This window comes from Larkinella soli (assembly GCF_003703975.1).
GTDB classification, from domain to species: domain Bacteria; phylum Bacteroidota; class Bacteroidia; order Cytophagales; family Spirosomataceae; genus Larkinella; species Larkinella soli.
On sequence record NZ_QTJY01000011.1, the window covers coordinates 218,017 to 239,088 of the forward strand.

A 21,072-nucleotide genomic window follows, 5' to 3' on the forward strand; every position below is an offset into this window, starting at 1 on the left:
GTCGCCGATTCCGTACTACCTTTAGGGTATGTTCAAAATTTACAGTTCCTCCGCCGGCTCGGGAAAGACCTATACTCTGACGAAAGAGTACCTGAAGCTCGCCCTGCGCGACCGGACCGAGCTTGGGAAACCTTTTGAAAGTCACCAGTATAAACACATCCTGGCGGTTACCTTCACCAATGCGGCCGCCAACGAGATGAAGGAGCGGATTCTGAAGGAACTTCGAATACTGGCCGACGCCGATCCGGAGAAAGCTGTCAGAGATGAGAACTCCCTGTTTTCCAAACTTAAAAATGAGCTTGACATTGAAGCCGTCGACCTGAAAGCCCGGGCCCGGGCGGCCTTCCATACCATTCTCCACGATTATTCCGCTTTTTCGGTCCTGACCATCGACAGCTTCGTGCAGCGGGTGGTTTCGGCCTTTTCCGAAGACCTGGAACTGCCCTACAGCTTCGAGGTCGAAATGGATACCGACGCCGTACTGCAAACCGCCATCGACCGCCTGCTGGAGAAGGTCGGACAGGAGGATCACCGGTATCTTTCGGAAGCCCTCGAAGAATTTTATCTCGAAAATGCGACGGAAGGCCGGAGCTGGTACAGCCTCGCGGGCAGTCTGGCGGACTTTTCCAAAGGCCAGCTCGGCGACCGGAATTACGATTCGGTGCAGAAGCTGAAAGACCTTAACCCGGGCCATTTCCGAACCATCCGGCGCAACCTGCGCGACCACCTGCGGCATATCGAAGCCGACATTCAAAGGCTGGCCCGGCAGGGCCAGGAAATGATCCGGCAGGCCGGCATCGCCGAAAAATCGTTCTTTCAGGGCGAAAAGGGGGTTCCCGGTTATTTCAGAAAGCGGGCCGAAACGGCCGGTTTTCCCGAAGACCCGAACTCTTACGTCCGGAGAGCCATCGAGGAGGACGTCTGGCATTCCGGCAAAAAGAACCTGACTCCGGACCAGCTGGCCATCGAAGGACTGAAGGACCGTCTGCGCCCCCTCATTGAAGAAATCGAGCAGATCAGGGCCGAAAACCGCCAACGGTACCTGACGTTTCAGGCCGTGGAACAGCACCTGCAGAAAGTGGCCCTGCTGAAACAGGTGAAGCAGGAATGCGACGACCTGCTGCGGGAACAGAACCGGATTCACATCTCCGAGTTTAACCGGCTGATCGTCCGGATCGTTACCGAAGAGCCGGTTCCGTTTATCTACGAGCGGCTGGGAGAGAAGTATCACCACATTCTGATCGACGAATTTCAGGACACTTCCCGGCTTCAGTTCGTCAACCTCCTGCCTCTGATCGATAATAACCTGGCCTACCAGCGCTTCAATCTGGCCGTGGGCGACGCCAAACAGGCCATTTACCGCTTCCGGGGCGGTGACATGGACCAGATCGTGTCGCTGCATAGCGGTAAACTCGACCTGCTGCTGTCGGCTCATGAGGAAAGCGAACTGACGCTCGAACGCCTTTCCGGCCTGCGGAACTACCTCATTCCCGACCGCCTGGCGACCAACTGGCGCAGCGCGGAGTCCATCGTCGAGTTCAACAACAGCTTCTTTCACTTTCTGGCCGAATCCTATACCGGTACCGAGTTCAGCCAGGTGACGGAAGTGTTCGACGAGGAATTCCGGCAGAAAGCCTCGAAAGCCGGTATTCAGGGCCACGTCCAGGTCGACTTCATCGAAAAACCAGATCGGTTTGCCGCCAAAGCCGAAACCGACGAGCCGGATTTCAATACCCAGATGGTGGAACGGACCCTGCATTACATCCGGAAAGCCGTTGAAGAAGGTTACTCCTTCGGAGACATTGCGGTGCTCTGCCGCTTCAAACGAAACGCCCGGCTGCTGGCCGACCACTTCGAAGCCAACGACATCCCGCTGATTTCGGAAGACTCGCTGACCCTGCAATCCTCCGAGCGGGTCCGTTTTTTGGTGGCCCTGCTGCAATTGCTCCATCAGCCCGAAAACCGCATGGTCCGGTATGACATGCTGTTTCTGTATCACCGGATCGTCAACCCAGCGGCACCGAATGAAGACCTGATGCAGTTCATGGACGATATGGCCCGGGCCGAAGATGTCGAACAGGTGTTCACCTACCTCTCCAAACTCGGGAAGGAACGGCTCGACGCCGTCCAGTTGCAGCAGCTCAGCGTTTACGAACTGTCCGAGAAGCTGTCCGACTATTTCGATCTGTTTGACAATGAGCGGGAATGCGCCTACTTATTTCGATTTTTAGATGAGGTACTGACATATAGCAGTCGGTATAGCAGTCACTTAGCTGATTTTCTGGCTTACTGGCAAACCGCCCAGGAAAAGGTTTCCGTCAGCACTCCCGCCGACCGCAATGCCGTCACCATTCAGACGATTCACAAATCGAAAGGGCTGGAATATCCGGTGGTGATCATCCCCTACGCCGACTGGTCGTTCAAACCGCGGAACGGCGATACGATGTGGGCCGATCTGGAACCGCTCGGGGAAATGCAGGAACTGACCATCCCCGGCGACGTCCGCAGTGAAAGCAGGCGGCTCCAAACCACTTCCATTACCATTCAGAAAGGGCTGGACGACACCCCATTGGGCCCGCAGTACAAAGATGAAGTATACCGGGTTTTTGTGGAGTGCATGAATATGCTGTACGTGGCATTCACCCGCCCGACGGACCGCATTTACATCCTCTCGGCCAAACAGGATTATTCCGCCAACAAGGACGGCCAGCCTAAAAACGCACAGGGCATCGACTTCTGGCTTTTCAATTACCTGAACGACCTCCGGGGCAACTGCTGCTGGGAGGAGGGCCGGCTCAGTTATGTGCTTTTCGACTGTCCGACCAGGCCGGGAGACCGCCATTCGCGGAACCAGCCGGGCGATTCGCTGCCGGTGGTCGTTGGAAACCGGGAAGGGGTTCAGGCCCTGAAACTTCGACGGGTGGAGCGATCCTTTGGGGAAGATAGGGTCGAACGAAGCCGGGACTGGGCGCAAAAAGTCTGCACCGCCCTGACCATGATGCGGTCCACCGAAACCATGGATCGGACCATCCGGCAGATGGTGGCCGAAGGTAAACTCCGGGCCTCCGAGCAGAACGACCTGCAAACCCGCCTGGAGCACATCCTGACCCACCCGGATCTTTCACTCCTCTTTTCGAACACCGTTAAGTCCGAGAACAATCGGCGGATTCTGGTGAAAAACGGCCAGAAAAGCGGCCCGAACCGCGTCGTCCATCTTCCGGACAAAGTCCTTCTGGTCAACTACCTCAGCTGCCCACCCGAAGAAAAACACCGTTCCACCCTCTCCTATTACCTCAAACTGTACCGGCAGATGGGCTATCCGGCGGTCGAAGGCTGGCTGGTGTTGGTGGACGGACCGGAGATTATCCGGCTTTCCTGAAAATTTTCCCGGCATCAGTCCAGTTCCCGGGTGGCCGCCGGTCATTGACTGGTTTGAATTACCAGTCAATCCTCTTCAAATTCACTTGGGCATGGATGAATCCATAAAGCGTTGTCGCTTGATCCCCCCATCATGACACCCCTAAAAAAGTCACCCCTAATTCCCGGCCGGGGATTAGGGGTGAGCCATTTCGGATGTATGAACGTTGAGTATCAGGCGGTAAGTAGAAATTCGACGGAACTGACCTTCACGGTGCCGGTGATTTCCCGGATCACGGCGACCTCATGGTGACAGTAGGGGGTTCCGTCGGCCCGGAAAATGTCGTGGAACCAGGTTTCGGGTTCCTCCGTTCCTTCGGGCGAGCCCCAGGGGAAGATGGTATTGCTGCGACCGCTGACCAGGCCCCAGTTGATGGCCCCGACGTTGTGCTTCCGCAGAACGGGCAGGTGCGTATCGAACCGGCTGCCGGTGGTCCGGCCCATGTATTCGGTACAGATCACCGGGCGGTTGTAGGCCCGGCAGCGACGGATGATCCGCTCCATATCCTGAACCTCCCAGTAATGATGGAAGCTGACGATGTCCGAGTAAAACAGCGAAAGCGTGTTCAGCAGGTCGAATTCTTCCGAGAAATTCCAGATGCCGACCGTCAGAGGCTGCGACGGGCGAACCGCCCAGGCCCATTCGAAGGCGTTCCGCAGCAGGGGCACCGATTCATTGACGTGATTAGAGTTCCCGGGCTCGTTGTAAAGGTCCCAGATGGCGATCCGTTCGTCGTGGGCGAAGCTGCGCAGAATATCCTGCACGTAGCCCTGCAATACCGGATAGAGCGAGACGTCCGACACTTCCTTCTGACCGGGGCACTGCACCCAGCCGGAGTTGTGTACGCCCGGCTTCGGATGCGGCTGCGGACCCAGCTGCGGGTTGGGATTCCAGCAGTCGTCGAAAAAGACGAACATCGTCCGGATGCCGTGATTCATGGAAATGTTCAAATATTCGTCGATGCGCTCTTTGAACGCTTCGGGGTCCTGCTGCCATACCAGGTAGTGCAGAAACACCCGCATGGTGTTGAAACCGAGCGAAGCGGCCCAGCCGAGTTCGCGGTCGATGGTTTCAGGGTCGAAGGTTTCGGCCTGCCACATTTCCAGCTGGTTGATGGCCGTGGAGGGGACGAAATTGCTGCCGCTGAAATAAGGCTGCTCCGCGTGCCAGAGGTGAGCCTGTTCTTCGGTCCATTGGCCGGAGGGCAGCGTCCGGGCGATCATTTTGACCCGGTCGGTCGAAACCGACGAAATTGCGTAGGTATTCATAAGTTAGTTACGGTTCGGTCGCAAATTTTTGGGATTCCTCAATCTGGCCTGCCGTTCATAGGTTATATGCCGGTTAGACCCGTTAGGTTAACATCCGTTTAATCCGCACTATGCTAACCTAATTATTCGTTATCCAGATTCATGCCATCTTTTTAGGAACCGGTTTCCTGATTATTGAATGGTGAATCTTTTTACCCGATATAACACAATTTTAATACCAGAAAGTATCTTCCGACCGGTATATTCTCTACCGAAAACTAACAAATCCAACCAACCATGATACGCAGCCTCCGGCTCAGTGCCCTGCTTTTGATAATCGGCTCCCTTTCGGGATATGCGCAGGATTACCCCATCGTTCCCGTCCTGCTGGCTCAGGTAAAGATGCAGCCGGGTTTCTGGAATACGCGGCTCGAAACCGTCCGGAACGTCACGATTCCCCATGTCCTGGCCAAATGCGAGGAAACCGGCCGGATCGACAACTTTGCGGTAGCCGGCGGATTGAAAAAAGGCACCTTCCGGGGCGTCCGGTTCGATGATTCGGACGTGTTCAAAGTGGTGGAGGGAGCCGCCTATTCCCTCCAGTTGAAATACGACGCCCGTCTGGACCGCTACCTCGACAGCCTCATCACCCTGTTTGCCGCGGCTCAGGAGCCGGACGGCTATCTCTACACCTTCCGCACCATCCATAAGGACAGCACCGGCCTGGTCGACTGGACCGCGGGGCCTACCCGGTATTCGTTTGAAAACGGCAGTCACGAACTCTACAATGTCGGGCACCTCTACGAAGCGGCCGTTGCCCATTTTCAGGCAACGGGCAAGCGGTCGCTGCTGGACATCGCCGTCAAAAACGCCGACCACCTTGTCAAAACCTTCGGAACCCGGCCGGGTCAGCTGATCGTGGTGCCGGGGCATGAGGAAACCGAAATCGGGCTGGTGCGCCTGTATCGGGTCACGGGTGAAAAACGCTACCTGGACCTCGCCCGGTTTTTCGTCGATATGCGAGGCCGCTCCGACAAACGGCCCCTGTTTCTGGACGCCCACAACCTCGGCCCGGCCTATTTTCAGGATCATAAACCCGTCACGCAGCAGACGGAAGCGGTCGGCCATGCCGTACGGGCGCAGTATCTCTACGCCGGGATGACCGACCTGGCGGCCCTTCAGCAAAACCAGGCCTATGCCGAAGCCCTGAAAAAAATCTGGAACGACGCCACCACCCGAAAGCAGTATGTTACCGGCGGGGTGGGCGCCCGCGAAAACGGGGAGGCTTTCGACGACCCGTATGTGCTGCCCAACGATGCGGCCTACGCCGAAACCTGCGCAGCCACGGCCAACCTTTTCTGGAACCACCGCCTGTTTCTCCTGACCGGCGAATCGAAGTACATGGACGTGTTCGAGCGGGTGCTTTACAACGGCTTTCTAGGGGGTGTCGGGCTGGCCGGAAATACCTTCTTCTACGTGAACCCGATGTCCTCGAACGGCAAACGGGATTTCGGTAACGGGGAGCCGGCCCGTCGGTCGGACTGGTTCGGGGTCAGCTGCTGCCCTACCAACGTCGCCCGCTTCCTGCCCTCCCTGCCCGGCTACATTTACGCCCTGCGGAATAATGAGCTGTTTGTCAATCTTTTCATCGACAGCCAGACCGAACAGACTCTGAACAACACGCCGGTCAGCCTCCGTCAGCAGACCGGTTTTCCGTGGGACGGCACCGTCAAACTGACCGTTTCTCCCAAACAGGCCGTGTCTTTCCCGCTCGTAATCCGGATTCCGGGCTGGGCCCGCAATGAGCCGATGCCGGGCGACCTCTACCGCTACGCCGATAACCGAAATACGCAACCCCGCCTGACCATCAACGGAAAGGAGACACCGCTGACCGTGGAGCAGGGATACCTTCGAATTCTGAGAACCTGGAAACCGGGGGATGTCGTGACGCTGACCTTCGATATGGCCGTCCGGCAGGTGATGGCCAACCCGAAAGTAAAGGCCGATCAGGGACGGATTGCCGTCGAGCGCGGCCCCATCGTCTACTGTGCCGAAGGAACCGACAACCACGGCCAGGCCCTGAACCTGACCGTAGCCCCGAACCAGACCTTCACGCCGGAATTTCGGAACGATTTGCTGGGCGGGGTAACGGTCCTGAAAAGCACGGGAGCCAAAACCATGACCCTGATCCCTTATTATGCCTGGTGTAACCGGGGAGCCAACGAAATGGCGGTCTGGTTCGGGCAGGTGAGCAAATAAATCAACAACTTTGAAAATTTACCCAACTATTTTTCAGAGTCGGGGAAGGGGCACAAAATAAACTAAGACGGAACAGGCGCAGGAAAGTAACGGTGCTCTTGTAACTATTTTTTAATATCAGACACTTGAGGTATGCCGGAACCCGCGGTCCGTCCGGTTGGTTGAAGTAACGAATCCTTTTTAACCGATGAACGTCGTCGTCCGAGAACCTGCGCCCAGCCTTCGCCTGTTTGTCGACAAACTGTGGCTGATCTCCGCCGATTCTTTCGTGCAGCAGGACATCGGTCTTCCGGTGCTTCAGCACGAATTCATGTTCAGTTTTTCCGACCACTTTTCCGTTTACGACCACCGAAAACAGCCGCTGGTCCGGGATCGGGAGGGATGGGTTACGCCGATTTACACCCGCCCGATGCGGACCGTTACGATGGGCCGGCATGAATCCTTCGGCGTTTTTCTGCTTCCCTGGGCGCTTCAACCCCTGACCGGCATCCCGGCCTTCGAACTGACCGACCGGGTGCTGGAAATCGATGCGTTGTTCGGAAAGGCGGCTTCGGAACTCGTCGGCCGGCTCAGAGAGGCTTCGGAGCCGGTCCAGAAGCTGGCGGTTCTCGAACGATTTCTGAAGAAACGGCTGGAAAGCCGCGACGTTCCGGCCTACCTGGCCTTCGCGGTCGAATATCTCCAAAACCGCCCGTGGCACGACGGCATGGTGAAAGAACTGTCCAACCATCTGGGGATCAGTCAAAAATCTCTCACGGCGGCTTTTCGGAAATACGTCGGTCTGTCGCCGGGCCGGTTTCTGCACCTGCGGCTGTTCAACCAGGTAACGGCCGATCTGGCCCGGAATCCCCGGCAGTCGCTGACCGGGCTGGCCTACCGGCACCGATTTTTCGACCAGGCCCATCTGAATCACCACTTCAAATCCCTGAGCGGTCTTACCCCCGGTCAATACCGCGATCAGGTTCTGGCCGGAAACATCGATCCGCAGGACCCCTGCTACATCCGGGCCGGGCTGGAGACGTATACGCCCAACAGGTAATTTTTATACAATCCCGACGGTCCGGGGCGGCTTACTTTTGTGGCCAAATCAGCGCCACATGAGAAAAGTAAAACTGTTCATTGCCACCAGTCTGGACTTTTACATTGCCGGTCCGAACGGCGAAATCGACTGGCTCTTAGCCGAAGGAGATTACGGTTACGGCAAGTTCATGGAAACCGTCGATACCACCCTGATGGGATACGAAACCTACAAACTAACCGAGTCCTTCGGAGATTTTCCCTACAAAGACACCCGGAACTTCGTGTTTACCCGGCGAACCGACCGCCCGCAGGCACCCTATGTGGAGTTCGTTTCGGGGGAGATCGCCGGGTTTGTCAAAAACCTGAAGGAGCAGAGCGGGAAAGACCTTTTTCTGGTGGGAGGAGGGCAGATCAACGCGCTGCTGCTCGAAGCCGGGCTGATCGATGAAATCCGGGTGTTTATCCACCCCATTCTGCTGGGGGAAGGAATACCGATGATTCAGCCGACCCACAGGCGGCAGTCGTTCCGTTTCGTTCGCAGCCATGCCTTCGAAAACGGACTGGTGGAGCTGCATTATGAGAAGCTTCCGGAGAATTGAAAAAAGCCCTGAAGGGCCTTTTTTCTTCATCGGTCGGCCGTTTTTCCGGCTTTGGCTTCCACCCGTTCGTCGTCCCGGACGGCCTCGACCCGCAGCCGCTGGTTCTGGCGTTCAAATACTTTGAAGAGAACGATGAAGTAAGAAAGCAGCAGCGGTCCGATCACCAGACCCAGAATGCCGAAGACGGGCACCCCCAGCACAATGCCGGTCAGGGTGATGAACGGGTGAACGTCGCCCATCCGTTTCGCCAGGATGACCCGCAGCAGGTTATCCACGTTGATGATGACGATGACCCCGACCACGAGAATCCCGACGCCGTTTCCGGTCTGCCCCTGGGAAATCATCAGAATGCCGGCCGGACCCCAGATGATGGGCGTTCCCAGAATCGGGATGAAGGCAAAGAAAAAGGCCACCGTTCCCCAGAAAGCCGCATCCGGGACGCCGAAAATCCAGAGCGTCAGGCCGGTCAGGATGGATTGGACCAGAGACACCAGCGCCTGGCCGAGAATGTTGGCGTTCACCATGTTTTTCAGATCCTCCCCGAGTTCATCCAGCGTGTCGTTATCGAAGGGCAGGTACCGGCGTAGCCCTTTCAGAAATTTTTCCTCATCCATAAAGATGAAGTACAGCCCGACATACAGCAGTCCGAGCGAGATGATCACGTCGAGGGTTCCGCTAAGGATGGACGGAAACTGCCGGCTGGCAAAACCGGCTCCCTGCTGCACGAGCGACTGGATGTTTTTCTGGTCGGTGAGGGTGATGCCCGTCGCCTTTTCCATTTTGTCGATGAGCTGGAGTATCTGACCCGAATTCTGACTGTAATACTGAATCCGGTTCACCAGCAGGAGGCTCAGCGCAAAAAAAGGCATGATGATGACGATCACCGAAAAAAGGATCAGTAAAATGGTCACCAGCAGGCGGTTCCATTTCTTTTTTTTCACCAGGAATCGGAACCACGGCCGGAAGATTACATAGAAAATTCCGGAGCCCAGCAAGGCTATGGTGTACTGACGCAGTCCGAGAAAGACAAATACTGCTATGATGATAAGGCTGACGATCAGCAGGATACGTTGCTGGCGGGGTGTATAGATCGTAGACATGGATTTCAAATGGTGTTGCCTTATACAATCAAAATCCGGGTTCAATTGTTTTTTGGGCCTATATGTTAACTAAAAGTTAACTGATAAAAAAATTTGATAGATCGGAGAAAAAATAACACAACTATATTATACATTTGAGCCGTCAAAATATTCCTTCCTTTCCACTTCAAATGATCCCGCTTATGAACCTCAATTGCTATCTGACCTTCAATGGCGACTGCGAACAGGCCATGAATTTCTACAGCCAGGCGTTGAACGGCACAATCCAGTACATGCAGCGTTTTGGTGAGTCGCCGATGGAGATTCCCGAAACCGCCAAAAACCGGGTGATGCACGCCGTTCTGAGTTTCGGTGATAATGTGCTGATGGCGTCGGACAGCATGCCGGATTTTCCGGTACAGCCCGGCACCCATTGCAGCCTGTCACTGAATCTGACCTCCGGCGATGAAATTGAGCGGGTGTTCGGGGCGATCTCCGAAGGCGGAAACGTCACGATGCCGCTGGAGGATACCTTCTGGGGCGCCCGCTTCGGAATGTGTACGGATCGGTTTGGGGTGAACTGGATGTTCAATTACGACCTTCCCAAGAATTAAATGCAACCTTTTGCCATAACAAATCGCCCGACCGCATGAGCCGGGCGATTGTTTTTTCCCTCAGCACTCGGTGGCACTGAGGGCCAGACCGGCTTCCGAAGTTTCCTTGTATTTGGTCGACATGTCCCGGCCCGTGGCCTTCATGACCTTGATCACGGCGTCGAGCGAAATCTTCTGATGAGACGGCAGCCCCGAGGTCGCCAGCAGGAAGGCGTTATAGGCTTTGACGGCGCCCATGGCATTCCGTTCGATGCAGGGAATCTGGACATACCCGCCGATGGGGTCGCAGGTCATGCCGAGGTGATGCTCGATGCCGATTTCGGCCGCGGCCTCGATGGCGTCGATGGATTTGCCGGCGCAGTGGGTCAGGAAGGCCGCCCCCATGGCCGAAGCCGTTCCGATCTCGCCCATACAGCCCATCTCGGCTCCCGAAATGCTCGCGTTGTGTTTGACGAGAAAACCGACGGCCGCAGCCGCCATCATCCCCGAACGCAGCACCGCCCTGTCATAGTGAAAGTGATGGCGGGCCAGGTAGGTCAGGCCGGGTATGACGCCCGAAGCGCCCGACGTCGGCGCGGTGACCACAATGCCGCCGGCCGCATTCTCTTCCGAAGCCGCCAGACAGTAGGCGTTCAGAAAAATCAGGAAACGATCCGACGAGTGGGCCAGCCCGCAGGCCTGTTTATAGAGCACCGGCGCTTTCCGATGCAGTCGGATCGAACCGGGCAGGATGCCCCTGTGGCGCAGCCCGCGCCGGACGGCTTTATGCATGAAGTCCAGAATCCGGTCGATATCCTGAAAAACCTGCTTCCGGGTCCGTCCCGTCAGCGCCATCTCGTTGGCCAGCATCAGTTGTTCGAGCGTCAGGTGATGGTCGTCCAGCTGGGTCTTCAATTCCTTCATGGTCCCATACGGATAAGGCAGAGCCCCCGATGAACCGGCTTGTTCCTCCCCTTTCCGCAGAATGAACCCGCCCCCGACCGAATAATATTCTTCTTCCAGCAAGGTGAGCGGTCCACCATCCGGCCCGGAGCCCGCCAGCCGCATCACCATCGTATTGGCGTAGGGCGAATCATAGCGTTTCCGTTCGAAATGAATGTGTTCCGGTCCGACACCAAATTCGCGCTCCCCCACCCGGACCGGGTAGGTCTGCGCCGGGTCCTTCAGCAGGGCCAGCAGGGCAACCGGGTCGGTGGTATCGGGTTTCCAGCCGAGCAGTCCGGCCACCACGGCCCGGTCCGTGCCGTGTCCTTTTCCGGTGGCGCTCAGCGAACCGTAGAGATGCACATGAATGTCGGCGGCCTGTTGAAGGGACGTTTCCGGTAGTTGACCAAGCCGCTGAAGAAAATCAAAAGCCGCCTTCATGGGACCGATCGTATGCGAACTCGAAGGCCCCGGACCGATCTTGAACAGATCGAAAATGGAGGTGGTGATTGGGGAATTATTCATGAACTTGTAACTTTCACCAAAGTAATGAAATAATCCCTTTTCCTGAACCGGATGAAACGTTTCCTTTTTCCCGTTGCCCTGCTCACGGCTTCGCTGCTCGGCGCGGCCCGTCTGATAACCACCTCCAACCCACCCGATACGCCCTCCCGGGAATGGCCCGAATACCTGGGCGGCCCCGACCGGAACCACTACTCCCCTCTCGATCAGATCGATGCCTCGAACGTCGGCCGGCTGAAGGTAGCCTGGGAATACCACTCGGGCGACTCGGGCCAGGTGCAGTGCAACGCGATCATCGTCGACGGCACCCTCTACGGCGTCACGGCCTCCAACCGGGTGTTTGCGCTCGATGCCGCCAGCGGGAAGGAAAAATGGCGGTATGCGGAATCCGGCGCCGGCGGGCTGAACACCAACCGGGGCGTCGTCTACTGGTCGGACGGCAAGGGAACGGCCGCGGCCGACCAGCGCATTCTGTTCACCATCGGCTCCTCGCTCTGCGCCGTCGACGCCCGGACCGGCCAGTTAATTGCCGGTTTCGGAACCAACGGCAAGGTCAGCCTGAAAGCGGGCCTCGGCCCTACGGCCCAGGACAAGTTCGTGATCTCGAACACGCCGGGCACCATCTATAACGACCTCATCATCATGCCGCTGCGGCTGTCGGAAGGCGCCGACGCGGCCCCGGGTTACATTCAGGCGTTCAACGTCCGCACCGGCAAGCTGGCCTGGGTGTTCCGGACCATCCCGCTGCCGGGGGAATACGGCTACGAAACCTGGCCGAAAGACACCTATAAGAATACCGACGTCGGCGGGGCCAACTGCTGGTCCGGGATGTCCGTGGACCGGCAGCGGGGCATCCTCTTCGTGCCGACCGGCTCGGCGGCTTTCGACTTTTTCGGCGGCAACCGCAAGGGCCAGAACCTGTTCGCCAACTGCCTGCTGGCGCTCGACGCCCGAACCGGTAAACGGCTCTGGCATTTCCAGTTCGTCCATCACGACGTCTGGGACCGCGACCTGCCGGCACCCCCGAATCTGGTGACGGTGCGCCGGGACGGTAAAAACGTGGATGCGGTGGCGCAGGTGACCAAATCGGGTCACGTGTTCGTCTTCGACCGGGTGACGGGCAAACCGCTTTTCCCGATTCAGGAAGTGGCTTTTCCGAAATCCGACCTGCCCGATGAACCGACCTGGCCGACGCAGCCGGTTCCGACCCTGCCCGCCCCCTTCTCCCGGCAAACCATCACCGAAGCCGATCTGAACCCCTATGCCGAAAACAAAGACTCGCTGCTGGCGACGTTCCGGCGGGCGAAAGTGGGGCCGTTCCAGCCGCTGGGCAAAACCCCGACCCTCGTTTATCCGGGTCTGGACGGCGGGGCGGAATGGGGCGGGGCCGCCGTGGACCCCGACGGCATCATGTATGTCAACGCCAATGAGATGGCCTGGCTGCTCAGCCTGCGCGAAACACCCCGGGAGGAGGAACTGGCCCACCTCAGCCCCGGCCACCGGCTTTATACCATGAACTGCTCGGCCTGCCACGGCCCCGACCGGAAAGGCAATCCGGCCAGCGGTTATCCGTCGCTGGTCAACATCGGGCAACGGCGGGAGCGGGATTATGTAACTCGACTGATTTCCAGCGGAAAAGGCATGATGCCGGGCTTCTCCTCCCTCTCCGAACTGGATAAGCAGGCATTGACCTCCTTCCTCTTCGGAGATGAGAAAGTAGAGGCCGCTTCGGCGCCTTCGGGCAAAAAAGGGCCGTTCGTTCCCTATAAATTCAACGGTTATAACAAGTTCCTCGACAGCAAGGGCTATCCCGGCATCCGGCCTCCCTGGGGCACGCTGACGGCCATCAACCTCAACACCGGCCGGCATCTGTGGCAGGTGCCGTTCGGGGAGCTGAAAGAACTGACGGCCAAAGGCATACCGGCCACCGGGGCGGAGAGTTACGGCGGGCCGGTCGTGACCAAAAGCGGGCTGCTGTTCATCGCGGCCAGCAAGGACGGCACCATCCGGGCGTTTGACAAAAGGACGGGAAAAATCCTGTGGCAGGCCGATCTGCCGGCCCCCGGTTTTGCCACGCCCAGCACCTACGAGGTCAATGGGAAGCAATACGTGGTGGTGGCCTGCGGGGGCACCAAGCTCGGCACCCGCAAGGGCGACAGCTACGTGGCCTACGCCCTGCCCTGAGGTCAGGGAAACAGGGCTTTCCGGTAGTCGCCGGGGGTCTGGCCGGTGCGGTGTTTGAACACCTTATTGAAGTGAGACAGGTTGTTGAAGCCGCTTTCGAAACAGACCTCCGTCACGCTGCGGTCGCCGGCCAGCAGCTTGCGGGCCTGCGTGATCCGGAACTCGTTGACGAAATCCGTAAAGGTCATCTGGGTCATTTTCCGGAAATACCGGCAGAAGGCCGGCACGGTCATTCCCGCCAGCGAAGCCACCTCCTGCATGGCGATGGGTTGCGAAAAGTGGGTCTCGACGAAGCCGTAGATCCGATTGATCCGGTCCTGCTCGCGGCCGTTCAGGTCGAGGGAAAAGCCCTGCGCATTCAGAATGACGTATTCATTCGAAACCGCCAGCTGCTGAAAGAGATCGAGCAGGGTCATCAGCCGCTCGAAGGGAGAAAGGCCGGGCAGGGCTGCCAGCTTTTCACCGGCCCGTCGTTTGGTTTCCCCGAAAAAGGAGATGCCCTGGTGCGACCGGTCGAACAGCCGCCGGATGGCTGCCATCTCGGGTTTCAGCAGAAAATCCTTTCCCAGAAAATCTTCCTTCAGCTGCACCACGATTTCCTCGAAGGCGCCGGTGATGCCGTGGCTGAAATTCAGGTGGGGCAAATTCGGACCCATGAATACCAGGTCGCCGTTTTCGTAGGTGGAAATATGATGTCCGACATGCCGCTTGCCGTTGCCGTAGGGGACAAAAACGATTTCGTATTCCGGGTGGTAATGCCAGTACACCCAGCAGCTGTCCGGCTCGGTGTGGTGGATCAGGCGAAAGGAACTCCCGAACTCCGGCTCGATTTTTTCGAATTGCAGCTTCATACAGGCTGTGCTCAGTTAACACAAATTTAACCGGTTTCCCGCTAATCCCGTCAATACAGCACAAAAAGTGGGTAATTAAACAAAGGATTTCCGTTCAGCCGCGACGTACCTTTGTAAAGCCGATCGAAAGACATCGCACCATGAATACAACCGTTGATGAATTGTCCAGGCCGACGCTTGGAAAAAGTCTCCAGACCTTCTTTACGCTTCCCCAGGCCCGCGCCGTCGGGCTTGTCTTTGCTTCGGAAAGCCTGCTTTTGGGCAGTTGGGTGGCCCATATTCCGTACGTCAAGGCGAAACTGGGCCTGACCGACGCCCAACTGGGGCTGGCCCTGTTCGGACTGCCGGCGGGGCTGATCCTGATGAACCCGATGACCGGCTGGATCATCGGGCGGATCGGGGCGGCCCGGGCCTGTTTCCTGAGCGCCCTGGCCCTCTGTTTCAGCGCCCTGTTCCCGATCAATGCCCCGAACATGGTGGTACTGGCGGCCGGGCTGTTTTTCATCGGCCTGAGCAGCGCCCTGCTGAACGTGGCGATGAACACCTGCGCCACGGACGTGGAACGCGAACACGGTATTTCCATCATGTCGTCCTGCCACGGCATGTGGAGCCTCGGCGGGATGATCGGGTCGCTGATTGCGGGCGTCATGATCGCCTTTCACCTGCCTCCCCCGGTCCACATCCTGGGGATGATTGCCTCCATCCTGACGCTCACCCTTGCCATGCGTCCCATTCTGGCGGCCATACCACCCCAGGCCCATTCCGGCTCCCAGACGGCTTTTGTCCGGCCGAACCTGATGCTGTTTCTGATGATCCTGATCGGGCTGGCCCTGGCGATGGGTGAAGGAGTGGCGCTCGACTGGAGCGCGGTCTATTTGCGGGAGTCGGCCGGGGCGACGAGCCAGATTGCCGCCCTCGGTTTCGGCAGTTTTTCGCTCGCCATGACCCTCGGGCGGTTTATGGGCGACACGATCATTCCGCGGTACGGTGCCCGGCGGCTGCTGGGCCTCGGCAGCCTCGTGGCGGCTTCGGGCCTGCTTCTGGCGGTGGCCCTGCCCAGCCCCATTCCGGTGCTGACGGGTTTCGTCCTGCTCGGCGCAGGCAGTTCGCTCGGCGCGCCGATCCTATATGCAGCTTCCATGCGGATTCCCGGCATTCCGCCGGCGACGGGCCTGGCTACCTTTGCTAGCTTCAGCTTTGTGGGCTTTCTGGCCGGGCCGCCCGTCATCGGATTCGTGGCCGAAGCCTACGGAATGGCTTACGGCCTGGGGCTGGTGGCCCTGCTGCTGATCCTGACCGCCGTTCTTACCCTAAAAGTAAAACTGTAGATGATTGCCCACCTTGCCATCTGGGCGCGCGATCTGGAACGGATGCGCGGTTTTTATGAAACCTATTTCGGGGCGGTGGCCGGAGAGCGGTACCACAATCCGAAGAAAGGCTTCACTTCCTATTTTCTGTCCTTCGGGGAAGGCTGCCGGCTGGAACTGATGCACCGCGCCGACATCCCGGCCGATGCGAGCGACCCCATCGCCCAGCGAACCGGCCTGATCCATTTCGCCCTGAGGTTAGAAAGCCGGGAAGCCGTCGACGCCCTGACCGACCGGCTCCGGCAGGATGGATACGTCGTGGCCGACGGCCCGCGCACCACCGGCGACGGCTATTATGAAAGTGTAGTACTGGACCCGGAACAAAACCGGATCGAAATAACGATATAAGAATATGTTAGCAGCCATTTTCGACATGGACGGTGTCATCGTCGACACCAACCCCCACCACCGGATCGCCTGGCGCGAATATTACCACCGATACGGAAAAACGCTGAGTGACGAGGATTTTGTCCGGTATGTATCGGGCAAACACAACCTGGACATTCTGGCCCACCTCTTCCCCGACCGGGCGCTTTCGCCGGAGGAAGCCCGGCAACTGGCTTACGACAAGGAAGCCCTGTTCCGCGAACTGTACCGCCCGCACATTACGCCGGTGCCCGGTCTTGTGGCGTTTTTAAAGGCCCTGAAGGCCGCCGGTATCAAAACGGCGGTGGCTACCTCGGCACCGGTCGAAAACCTCGATTTTGTGATGGAAGCCCTCGACCTGCGAGGTTACTTCGATGTGCTGCTGGACGAAAGCCTGGTGACCCATCCCAAACCCGACCCGGAAATCTACCGGAAAGCCATGAGCCTGCTGGGCGTCGAACCGCAGGACGCGGTGGTGTTCGAAGACTCCTCGACGGGCATCCGGGCCGGTAAAGGGTCCGGGGCCACCGTGATCGGTCTGAGTACGACCCAACCGGCGGAGGAATTACTGGCGGTCGGGGCCGACGAGGTCATCCGGGATTTTAACGAATTCGACATCGCCCGTTTTCAGGGCCTTTCCGCCCGCTCGGTTTCGGCCTGATCTTCGGGCAGAACGACGACCGTATCACCAACCCGAATCCGGCCCCCCTGTAGAACCCGGGCCGTCAGACCCCCGTGGCCGCGCATGGCGTTGTACCCGCCCGGCCCGAGGTTGGCTTCCATCCGGGAGCAGGGATGACAGGGGCCGGTTATCTTCAGGATCACCGTTTCGCCGATTTGAATCTGCTGGTCTTTGAGGGCCAGCAGGTTTAGGCCGGCCACCACGATATTTCTCCGCAGCAGGCCAGGGTCTACCGATTCGCGGCCGGCCAGCGCGGCAATGGCGGGCAGGTGTTCCGCCTGAATCAGCGTAATATGCCGATTTCCGTTCCGGCCGCCGTAATGGTCGCCGACCAGGCCGGCCCGCTCCGAGACTTCCACTTCCTCCATCACCTTCACCGGTTCATGCCGTTCCGGCCGAATGCCGATCCATGCCACCCGACCCGGTCGGGGAAAGGTATTCATCAGGGTCTTCAACTGTGTTTCCATCGTTCCTTCGTCTGCCATTCCGGCCCGGCCTCAACCCTCCGCCGTTCATTTCCCTGCCGGAAGCCATCTATTCCTAAAATTCACAGATTTAAAAATTAGGTTTACTTTTTAAGTGTTTTTGTTTTAAATTTTTAATAATCCGCAAATTTAAGTTCTGTTTTCAACCTTATTTTAATATTTTCCACTCGATTTTCTGAAAACAGCAAAATATTTACACTGCGTAACTTTCAACGAACCTAACCACTTTCTATGAAGCACCTTTTACTTCTGGCAGCCGGCCTGCTGCTTCTACCACTTACCGGATTCAGTCAGCAGAGGACCGTCAAAGGCAAGGTCGTCGCGGCTGAAGAACGGACCGCCCTTCCCGGTGTCACGGTATCGATCCGCGGCAACACCAGCACCGGAACCGTTACCGACGCCCAGGGAGATTACCAGATCAACGTACCGGCCGAATCGGCTACACTGGTATTTTCCTCCATCGGATTTAAAACCGTCGAGATCGCGGTTGGTTCGCAAACCACGGTCAATGTCGAACTCTCTCCCGATACCAAACAGCTCAGCGAGGTGGTGGTAACGGCGGCCGGCATCGCCCGGGAGAAGAAAGCGCTGGGCTATTCGGTCAGCACCATCAGCAGCAGCAAGATCGCCCAGCTTTCGGAGCCGGACCCGCTGCGCTCGCTGTCGGGCAAGGTGGCCGGGGTCAACATCCAGGGGTCGGGCGGGGTCGCCGGGGGCGCTACCAACATCACCATCCGCGGAAACTCCTCGCTTTCCAACAACAACCAGCCCCTGTTCGTCGTCGACGGGGTTCCATTCGACAACTCGTCGTTCCTGACCGACGGCGGTCAGCAGGGTGGCGCCAGCTTCACCAACCGGGCCTTCGACCTCGACCCGAACAACATCGAGTCGATGACCGTCCTGAAAGGCGCGGCCGCTGCGGCCCTCTACGGCTCCCGGGCGGCCAACGGCGCCATCATCATCACCACGAAAAACAACAAAAAGAAAACCCGCAAGGGGCTCGAAATCGCCTACAACACCTCGTATTCCTACGAGAAACTGGCGAAAGCTCCGGAGTTTCAGACCACCTACGGCCAGGGCACCGAGTGGGACACGCGCTACGGCGTGTTCGGAAGCTGGGGCGCGCCCTACTCCCAGATCGACTCCATCCTGCACCCGGTGGGCGTCCGGCTCCCGGCGGTTTTTCCGGAACTGGCCAATAAAAAGGTAAAATATGAACCGTTCGGCCAGCAGAACTTCGAGAAGTTCTACGAATCGGGTTTCGTCTACGAAAACGCCCTGAACGTTTCGGGCGGAAGCGAAAAAGCCGGCATCACCGCCGGTTTCTCCCGAACCGCCAACAAAGGGATCGTGCCCGAAAACCGGATCAACCGGACCAGCTTCAACGTCGGCGGCAACGCCCAGCTCGACAACGGCTTCTACCTGAACGGCTCGCTGACCTACGTCAACATCGACCAGCGCTCACCCCAGCTGACCTCCAGCATCGGGAACGGCCCCTCGGCCATCGAAATCCTGCCCTGGACCCCGACCAGCTACGACCTGACCAACTACCCCTTCACCAACCCCCAGAACGGCGGCAGCGTCTACGACCGCGTCGGAATCGATAATCCCTACTGGTCGGTGCTGAACAGCCCCTTCACGAGCAAGGTGGACCGGTATTTCGGGAAGTTCACCGTCGGCTTCGATCCCTTCTCCTGGCTGAACGTGCAGTATACGGCCGGCTTCAACGCCTACACCGACCGCCGGCGCAGCATCAACGGCAAGAACGGGGAGATTTACCCGAACGGCAACGTCACCGACGACAACATCTACCGCCAGGAACTCGACGGCAACCTGCTCATCACAGCCACCCGGGACCTGAGCCCGGATTTCAGCCTGCGGGCCATTCTGGGTCAGAACATCAACCAGCGTCTGACGGACCGGCAGGTGGTCTTCGGGGACGGCATCATCGTGCCGGGCATCAACGACCTCGACAACACCCGGATTCAGCAGACCTTCGGGGGCAACCTCATCAAGCAGCGGTTCCTTGCCTTCTTCGGTGATTTTCAGCTGTCGTACCGCAATTTTGCCTTTCTGAACGTGGTGGCCCGCAACGACATCTCCTCTACCCTGCCGAAAGGGAGCCGGAGCTATTTTTATCCCGGAGCCAACGGTTCGCTGATCTTTACCGAGCTGTTCAAGACCAACCCGGCCCTGCTGTCGTTCGGGAAGCTGCGCGTAGGCTACGCCGTCGTGGGGAATGAAGCCAGCCCCTATCAGACCCAGACGGTTTTCAACATCAACCCGTCGTTTACGCACCCAGGACCGGTCGACATCACGACGCCATTCAACGGCGTCAACCTGATGACCTACAGCAACCGGCTCGGCAGCGCGACTCTGAAACCGGAGTTTATCCGGGAATTCGAGGCCGGGACGGAACTCCGCTTCCTGAGAGACCGCATCGGCATCGACCTGACCTATTACCGGAAGATCAGCACGTCGCAGATTTTTACGGTCGACGTGGCGCCGTCGTCGGGTTACCTGACGCGGGTAGTCAACCTCGGAAAGGTGAAGAACGAAGGAATCGAGGTCGGCCTGGACATCACCCCGATTCAGCTCGCCAACGGGTTCAAATGGAACATCTATTCGGCCTTTACGCGCAACCGCAACCTCGTCCTGGACCTGGGCGGAGCCACCGAACTGTTCTACAGCCAGGCCAACTCGACCAATACCATCGGGAGCATGCACATCGTCGGGCAGCCGTACGGCCTGATCCGGGGCAGCTATTACCTCCGCGACGACGAAGGCAACCTGCTCATCAACCCCGCCACCGGAAAGGCCATCCTGGCCGACCGCCAGGGACCGGTCGGTAACCCGAACCCGAAATTTACGCTGGGCGTCACGAACACCTTCACCTATAAGGGCCTGACGCTGAGCGCCCTGTTCGACTGGCGGCAGGGCGGTGACCTGCTCTCGGTTTCCGTTTCCGAAATGCTCAGCCGGGGCGTCACGCGCGACAACGAAGACCGCAACAAGGTGCTGGTGCCGGTGGGCGTGCTGGGTGACCCCAACACCAAACAGCCCATCCTGGCAGCCGACGGCCGGAAGCAGCCCAACAACATTCCCATCTCGGTCAACGAATACTATTTCGGAACAGGCGCCTTCAGCGGCAGCCAGGGCACGGCCGACGAGTTCCGGGTGTTCGACGCGACGGTATTCCGGCTCCGGGAGGTATCGCTGGGTTACCAGCTCCCGGCTTCATGGCTGAGCAAGACGCCCTTCGGTTCGGCTACCCTCTCGCTGAGCGGCCGGAACCTCTGGTACAAGGCGCCCAACTTCCCGAAGTATATGAACTTCGATCCGGAAGTCAACTCGCTCGGAGCCGGCAACGCCCAGGGCTTCGACCTCGTCGCCATCCCGACCACGAAGCGCTACGGCGTCAACCTCCGGTTCACGTTCTGACGGCTGAGTAAACA

Annotated in this window: 15 protein-coding genes; 10 read left to right on the plus strand and 5 right to left on the minus strand. The window is 58.3% G+C overall.

Annotated elements, in window-relative coordinates; translation table 11 throughout:
- The first annotated feature begins 28 nt into the window (after positions 1–28).
- The gene (locus DX909_RS19535; protein WP_128546894.1) at positions 29–3,379 is read left to right on the plus strand and encodes a UvrD-helicase domain-containing protein; all 3,351 of its coding nucleotides are present in this window, start codon (positions 29–31) and stop codon (positions 3,377–3,379) included.
- Positions 3,380–3,591: 212 nt separating this feature from the next.
- Here DX909_RS19535 and DX909_RS19540 read toward each other — a convergent pair whose 3' ends face one another.
- Entirely contained in the window at positions 3,592–4,686 is a 1,095-nt protein-coding gene (locus tag DX909_RS19540; protein WP_206513022.1) for a glycoside hydrolase 5 family protein, read from the minus strand.
- A gap of 276 nt (positions 4,687–4,962) precedes the next feature.
- On the opposite strand from DX909_RS19540, the gene DX909_RS19545 reads away from it, so the two are divergent.
- The 3 genes from DX909_RS19545 (at position 4,963) to DX909_RS19555 (ending at position 8,543) form a co-directional block, all read left to right on the plus strand.
- On the plus strand, positions 4,963–6,924 hold the full coding sequence (locus tag DX909_RS19545) for a glycoside hydrolase family 127 protein (RefSeq protein ID WP_128546895.1): 1,962 nt from the start codon (positions 4,963–4,965) through the stop codon (positions 6,922–6,924).
- Positions 6,925–7,111: 187 nt separating this feature from the next.
- Positions 7,112–7,963: an AraC family transcriptional regulator gene (locus DX909_RS19550; RefSeq protein ID WP_128546896.1), complete on the plus strand. Its 852-nt coding sequence runs from the start codon at positions 7,112–7,114 to the stop codon at positions 7,961–7,963.
- A 58-nt stretch (positions 7,964–8,021) separates the two neighbouring features.
- Positions 8,022–8,543 carry a dihydrofolate reductase family protein gene (locus DX909_RS19555; protein WP_128546897.1) on the plus strand — a complete coding sequence of 174 codons (522 nt, stop codon included), beginning with the start codon at positions 8,022–8,024 and terminating at the stop codon, positions 8,541–8,543.
- Positions 8,544–8,569: 26 nt separating this feature from the next.
- Here the strand turns inward: DX909_RS19555 and DX909_RS19560 are convergent, their stop codons facing one another.
- The gene (locus tag DX909_RS19560; RefSeq protein WP_128546898.1) at positions 8,570–9,643 is read right to left on the minus strand and encodes an AI-2E family transporter; all 1,074 of its coding nucleotides are present in this window, start codon (positions 9,641–9,643) and stop codon (positions 8,570–8,572) included.
- A gap of 182 nt (positions 9,644–9,825) precedes the next feature.
- Between DX909_RS19560 and DX909_RS19565 the strand changes: the two genes are divergently transcribed.
- On the plus strand, positions 9,826–10,236 hold the full coding sequence (locus DX909_RS19565) for a VOC family protein (RefSeq protein WP_128546899.1): 411 nt from the start codon (positions 9,826–9,828) through the stop codon (positions 10,234–10,236).
- A gap of 60 nt (positions 10,237–10,296) precedes the next feature.
- Here the strand turns inward: DX909_RS19565 and DX909_RS19570 are convergent, their stop codons facing one another.
- A complete protein-coding gene (locus tag DX909_RS19570) occupies positions 10,297–11,685 on the minus strand; it encodes an L-serine ammonia-lyase (protein WP_128546900.1) in 1,389 nt (462 codons plus the stop codon).
- Positions 11,686–11,736: 51 nt separating this feature from the next.
- Here DX909_RS19570 and DX909_RS19575 point away from each other — a divergent pair, with 51 nt between their 5' ends.
- On the plus strand, positions 11,737–13,866 hold the full coding sequence (locus DX909_RS19575) for an outer membrane protein assembly factor BamB family protein (protein ID WP_128546901.1): 2,130 nt from the start codon (positions 11,737–11,739) through the stop codon (positions 13,864–13,866).
- A gap of 2 nt (positions 13,867–13,868) precedes the next feature.
- Here the strand turns inward: DX909_RS19575 and DX909_RS19580 are convergent, their stop codons facing one another.
- Entirely contained in the window at positions 13,869–14,717 is an 849-nt protein-coding gene (locus DX909_RS19580) for a helix-turn-helix transcriptional regulator (RefSeq protein ID WP_128546902.1), read from the minus strand.
- Positions 14,718–14,857: 140 nt separating this feature from the next.
- On the opposite strand from DX909_RS19580, the gene DX909_RS19585 reads away from it, so the two are divergent.
- The 3 genes from DX909_RS19585 to DX909_RS19595 are packed head-to-tail and all read left to right on the plus strand — an operon-like array spanning position 14,858 to position 17,111.
- Positions 14,858–16,045 carry an MFS transporter gene (locus DX909_RS19585; RefSeq protein WP_128546903.1) on the plus strand — a complete coding sequence of 396 codons (1,188 nt, stop codon included), beginning with the start codon at positions 14,858–14,860 and terminating at the stop codon, positions 16,043–16,045.
- Positions 16,046–16,432, plus strand: coding sequence for a VOC family protein (locus tag DX909_RS19590; protein ID WP_128546904.1), 387 nt, complete (start codon positions 16,046–16,048; stop codon positions 16,430–16,432).
- Positions 16,433–16,436: 4 nt separating this feature from the next.
- Positions 16,437–17,111, plus strand: coding sequence for an HAD family hydrolase (locus DX909_RS19595; RefSeq protein ID WP_128546905.1), 675 nt, complete (start codon positions 16,437–16,439; stop codon positions 17,109–17,111).
- Here DX909_RS19595 and DX909_RS19600 read toward each other — a convergent pair.
- Positions 17,078–17,599, minus strand: coding sequence for an MOSC domain-containing protein (locus tag DX909_RS19600; RefSeq protein WP_128546906.1), 522 nt, complete (start codon positions 17,597–17,599; stop codon positions 17,078–17,080). The genes DX909_RS19595 and DX909_RS19600 overlap by 34 nt on opposite strands.
- Before the next feature lie 249 nt (positions 17,600–17,848).
- Between DX909_RS19600 and DX909_RS19605 the strand changes: the two genes are divergently transcribed.
- Complete coding sequence (locus DX909_RS19605) at positions 17,849–21,058, plus strand: SusC/RagA family TonB-linked outer membrane protein (protein WP_128546907.1); 3,210 nt, start codon at positions 17,849–17,851, stop codon at positions 21,056–21,058.
- Positions 21,059–21,072: the final 14 nt, after the last annotated feature.

Bases quoted from the DNA above. Each gene is read 5' to 3' on its own strand.
- DX909_RS19540 (WP_206513022.1), bottom strand. From the start codon at position 4,686: ATGAATACCTACGCAATTTCGTCGGTTTCGACCGACCGGGTCAAAATG.
- DX909_RS19545 (WP_128546895.1), top strand. From the start codon at position 4,963: ATGATACGCAGCCTCCGGCTCAGTGCCCTGCTTTTGATAATCGGCTCC.
- DX909_RS19560 (WP_128546898.1), bottom strand. From the start codon at position 9,643: ATGTCTACGATCTATACACCCCGCCAGCAACGTATCCTGCTGATCGTC.
- DX909_RS19565 (WP_128546899.1), top strand. From the start codon at position 9,826: ATGAACCTCAATTGCTATCTGACCTTCAATGGCGACTGCGAACAGGCC.
- DX909_RS19580 (WP_128546902.1), bottom strand. From the start codon at position 14,717: ATGAAGCTGCAATTCGAAAAAATCGAGCCGGAGTTCGGGAGTTCCTTT.
- DX909_RS19550 (WP_128546896.1), top strand. From the start codon at position 7,112: ATGAACGTCGTCGTCCGAGAACCTGCGCCCAGCCTTCGCCTGTTTGTC.
- DX909_RS19605 (WP_128546907.1), top strand. From the start codon at position 17,849: ATGAAGCACCTTTTACTTCTGGCAGCCGGCCTGCTGCTTCTACCACTT.
- DX909_RS19595 (WP_128546905.1), top strand. From the start codon at position 16,437: ATGTTAGCAGCCATTTTCGACATGGACGGTGTCATCGTCGACACCAAC.
- DX909_RS19585 (WP_128546903.1), top strand. From the start codon at position 14,858: ATGAATACAACCGTTGATGAATTGTCCAGGCCGACGCTTGGAAAAAGT.
- DX909_RS19590 (WP_128546904.1), top strand. From the start codon at position 16,046: ATGATTGCCCACCTTGCCATCTGGGCGCGCGATCTGGAACGGATGCGC.
- DX909_RS19600 (WP_128546906.1), bottom strand. From the start codon at position 17,599: ATGGAAACACAGTTGAAGACCCTGATGAATACCTTTCCCCGACCGGGT.
- DX909_RS19555 (WP_128546897.1), top strand. From the start codon at position 8,022: ATGAGAAAAGTAAAACTGTTCATTGCCACCAGTCTGGACTTTTACATT.
- DX909_RS19535 (WP_128546894.1), top strand. From the start codon at position 29: ATGTTCAAAATTTACAGTTCCTCCGCCGGCTCGGGAAAGACCTATACT.
- DX909_RS19575 (WP_128546901.1), top strand. From the start codon at position 11,737: ATGAAACGTTTCCTTTTTCCCGTTGCCCTGCTCACGGCTTCGCTGCTC.
- DX909_RS19570 (WP_128546900.1), bottom strand. From the start codon at position 11,685: ATGAATAATTCCCCAATCACCACCTCCATTTTCGATCTGTTCAAGATC.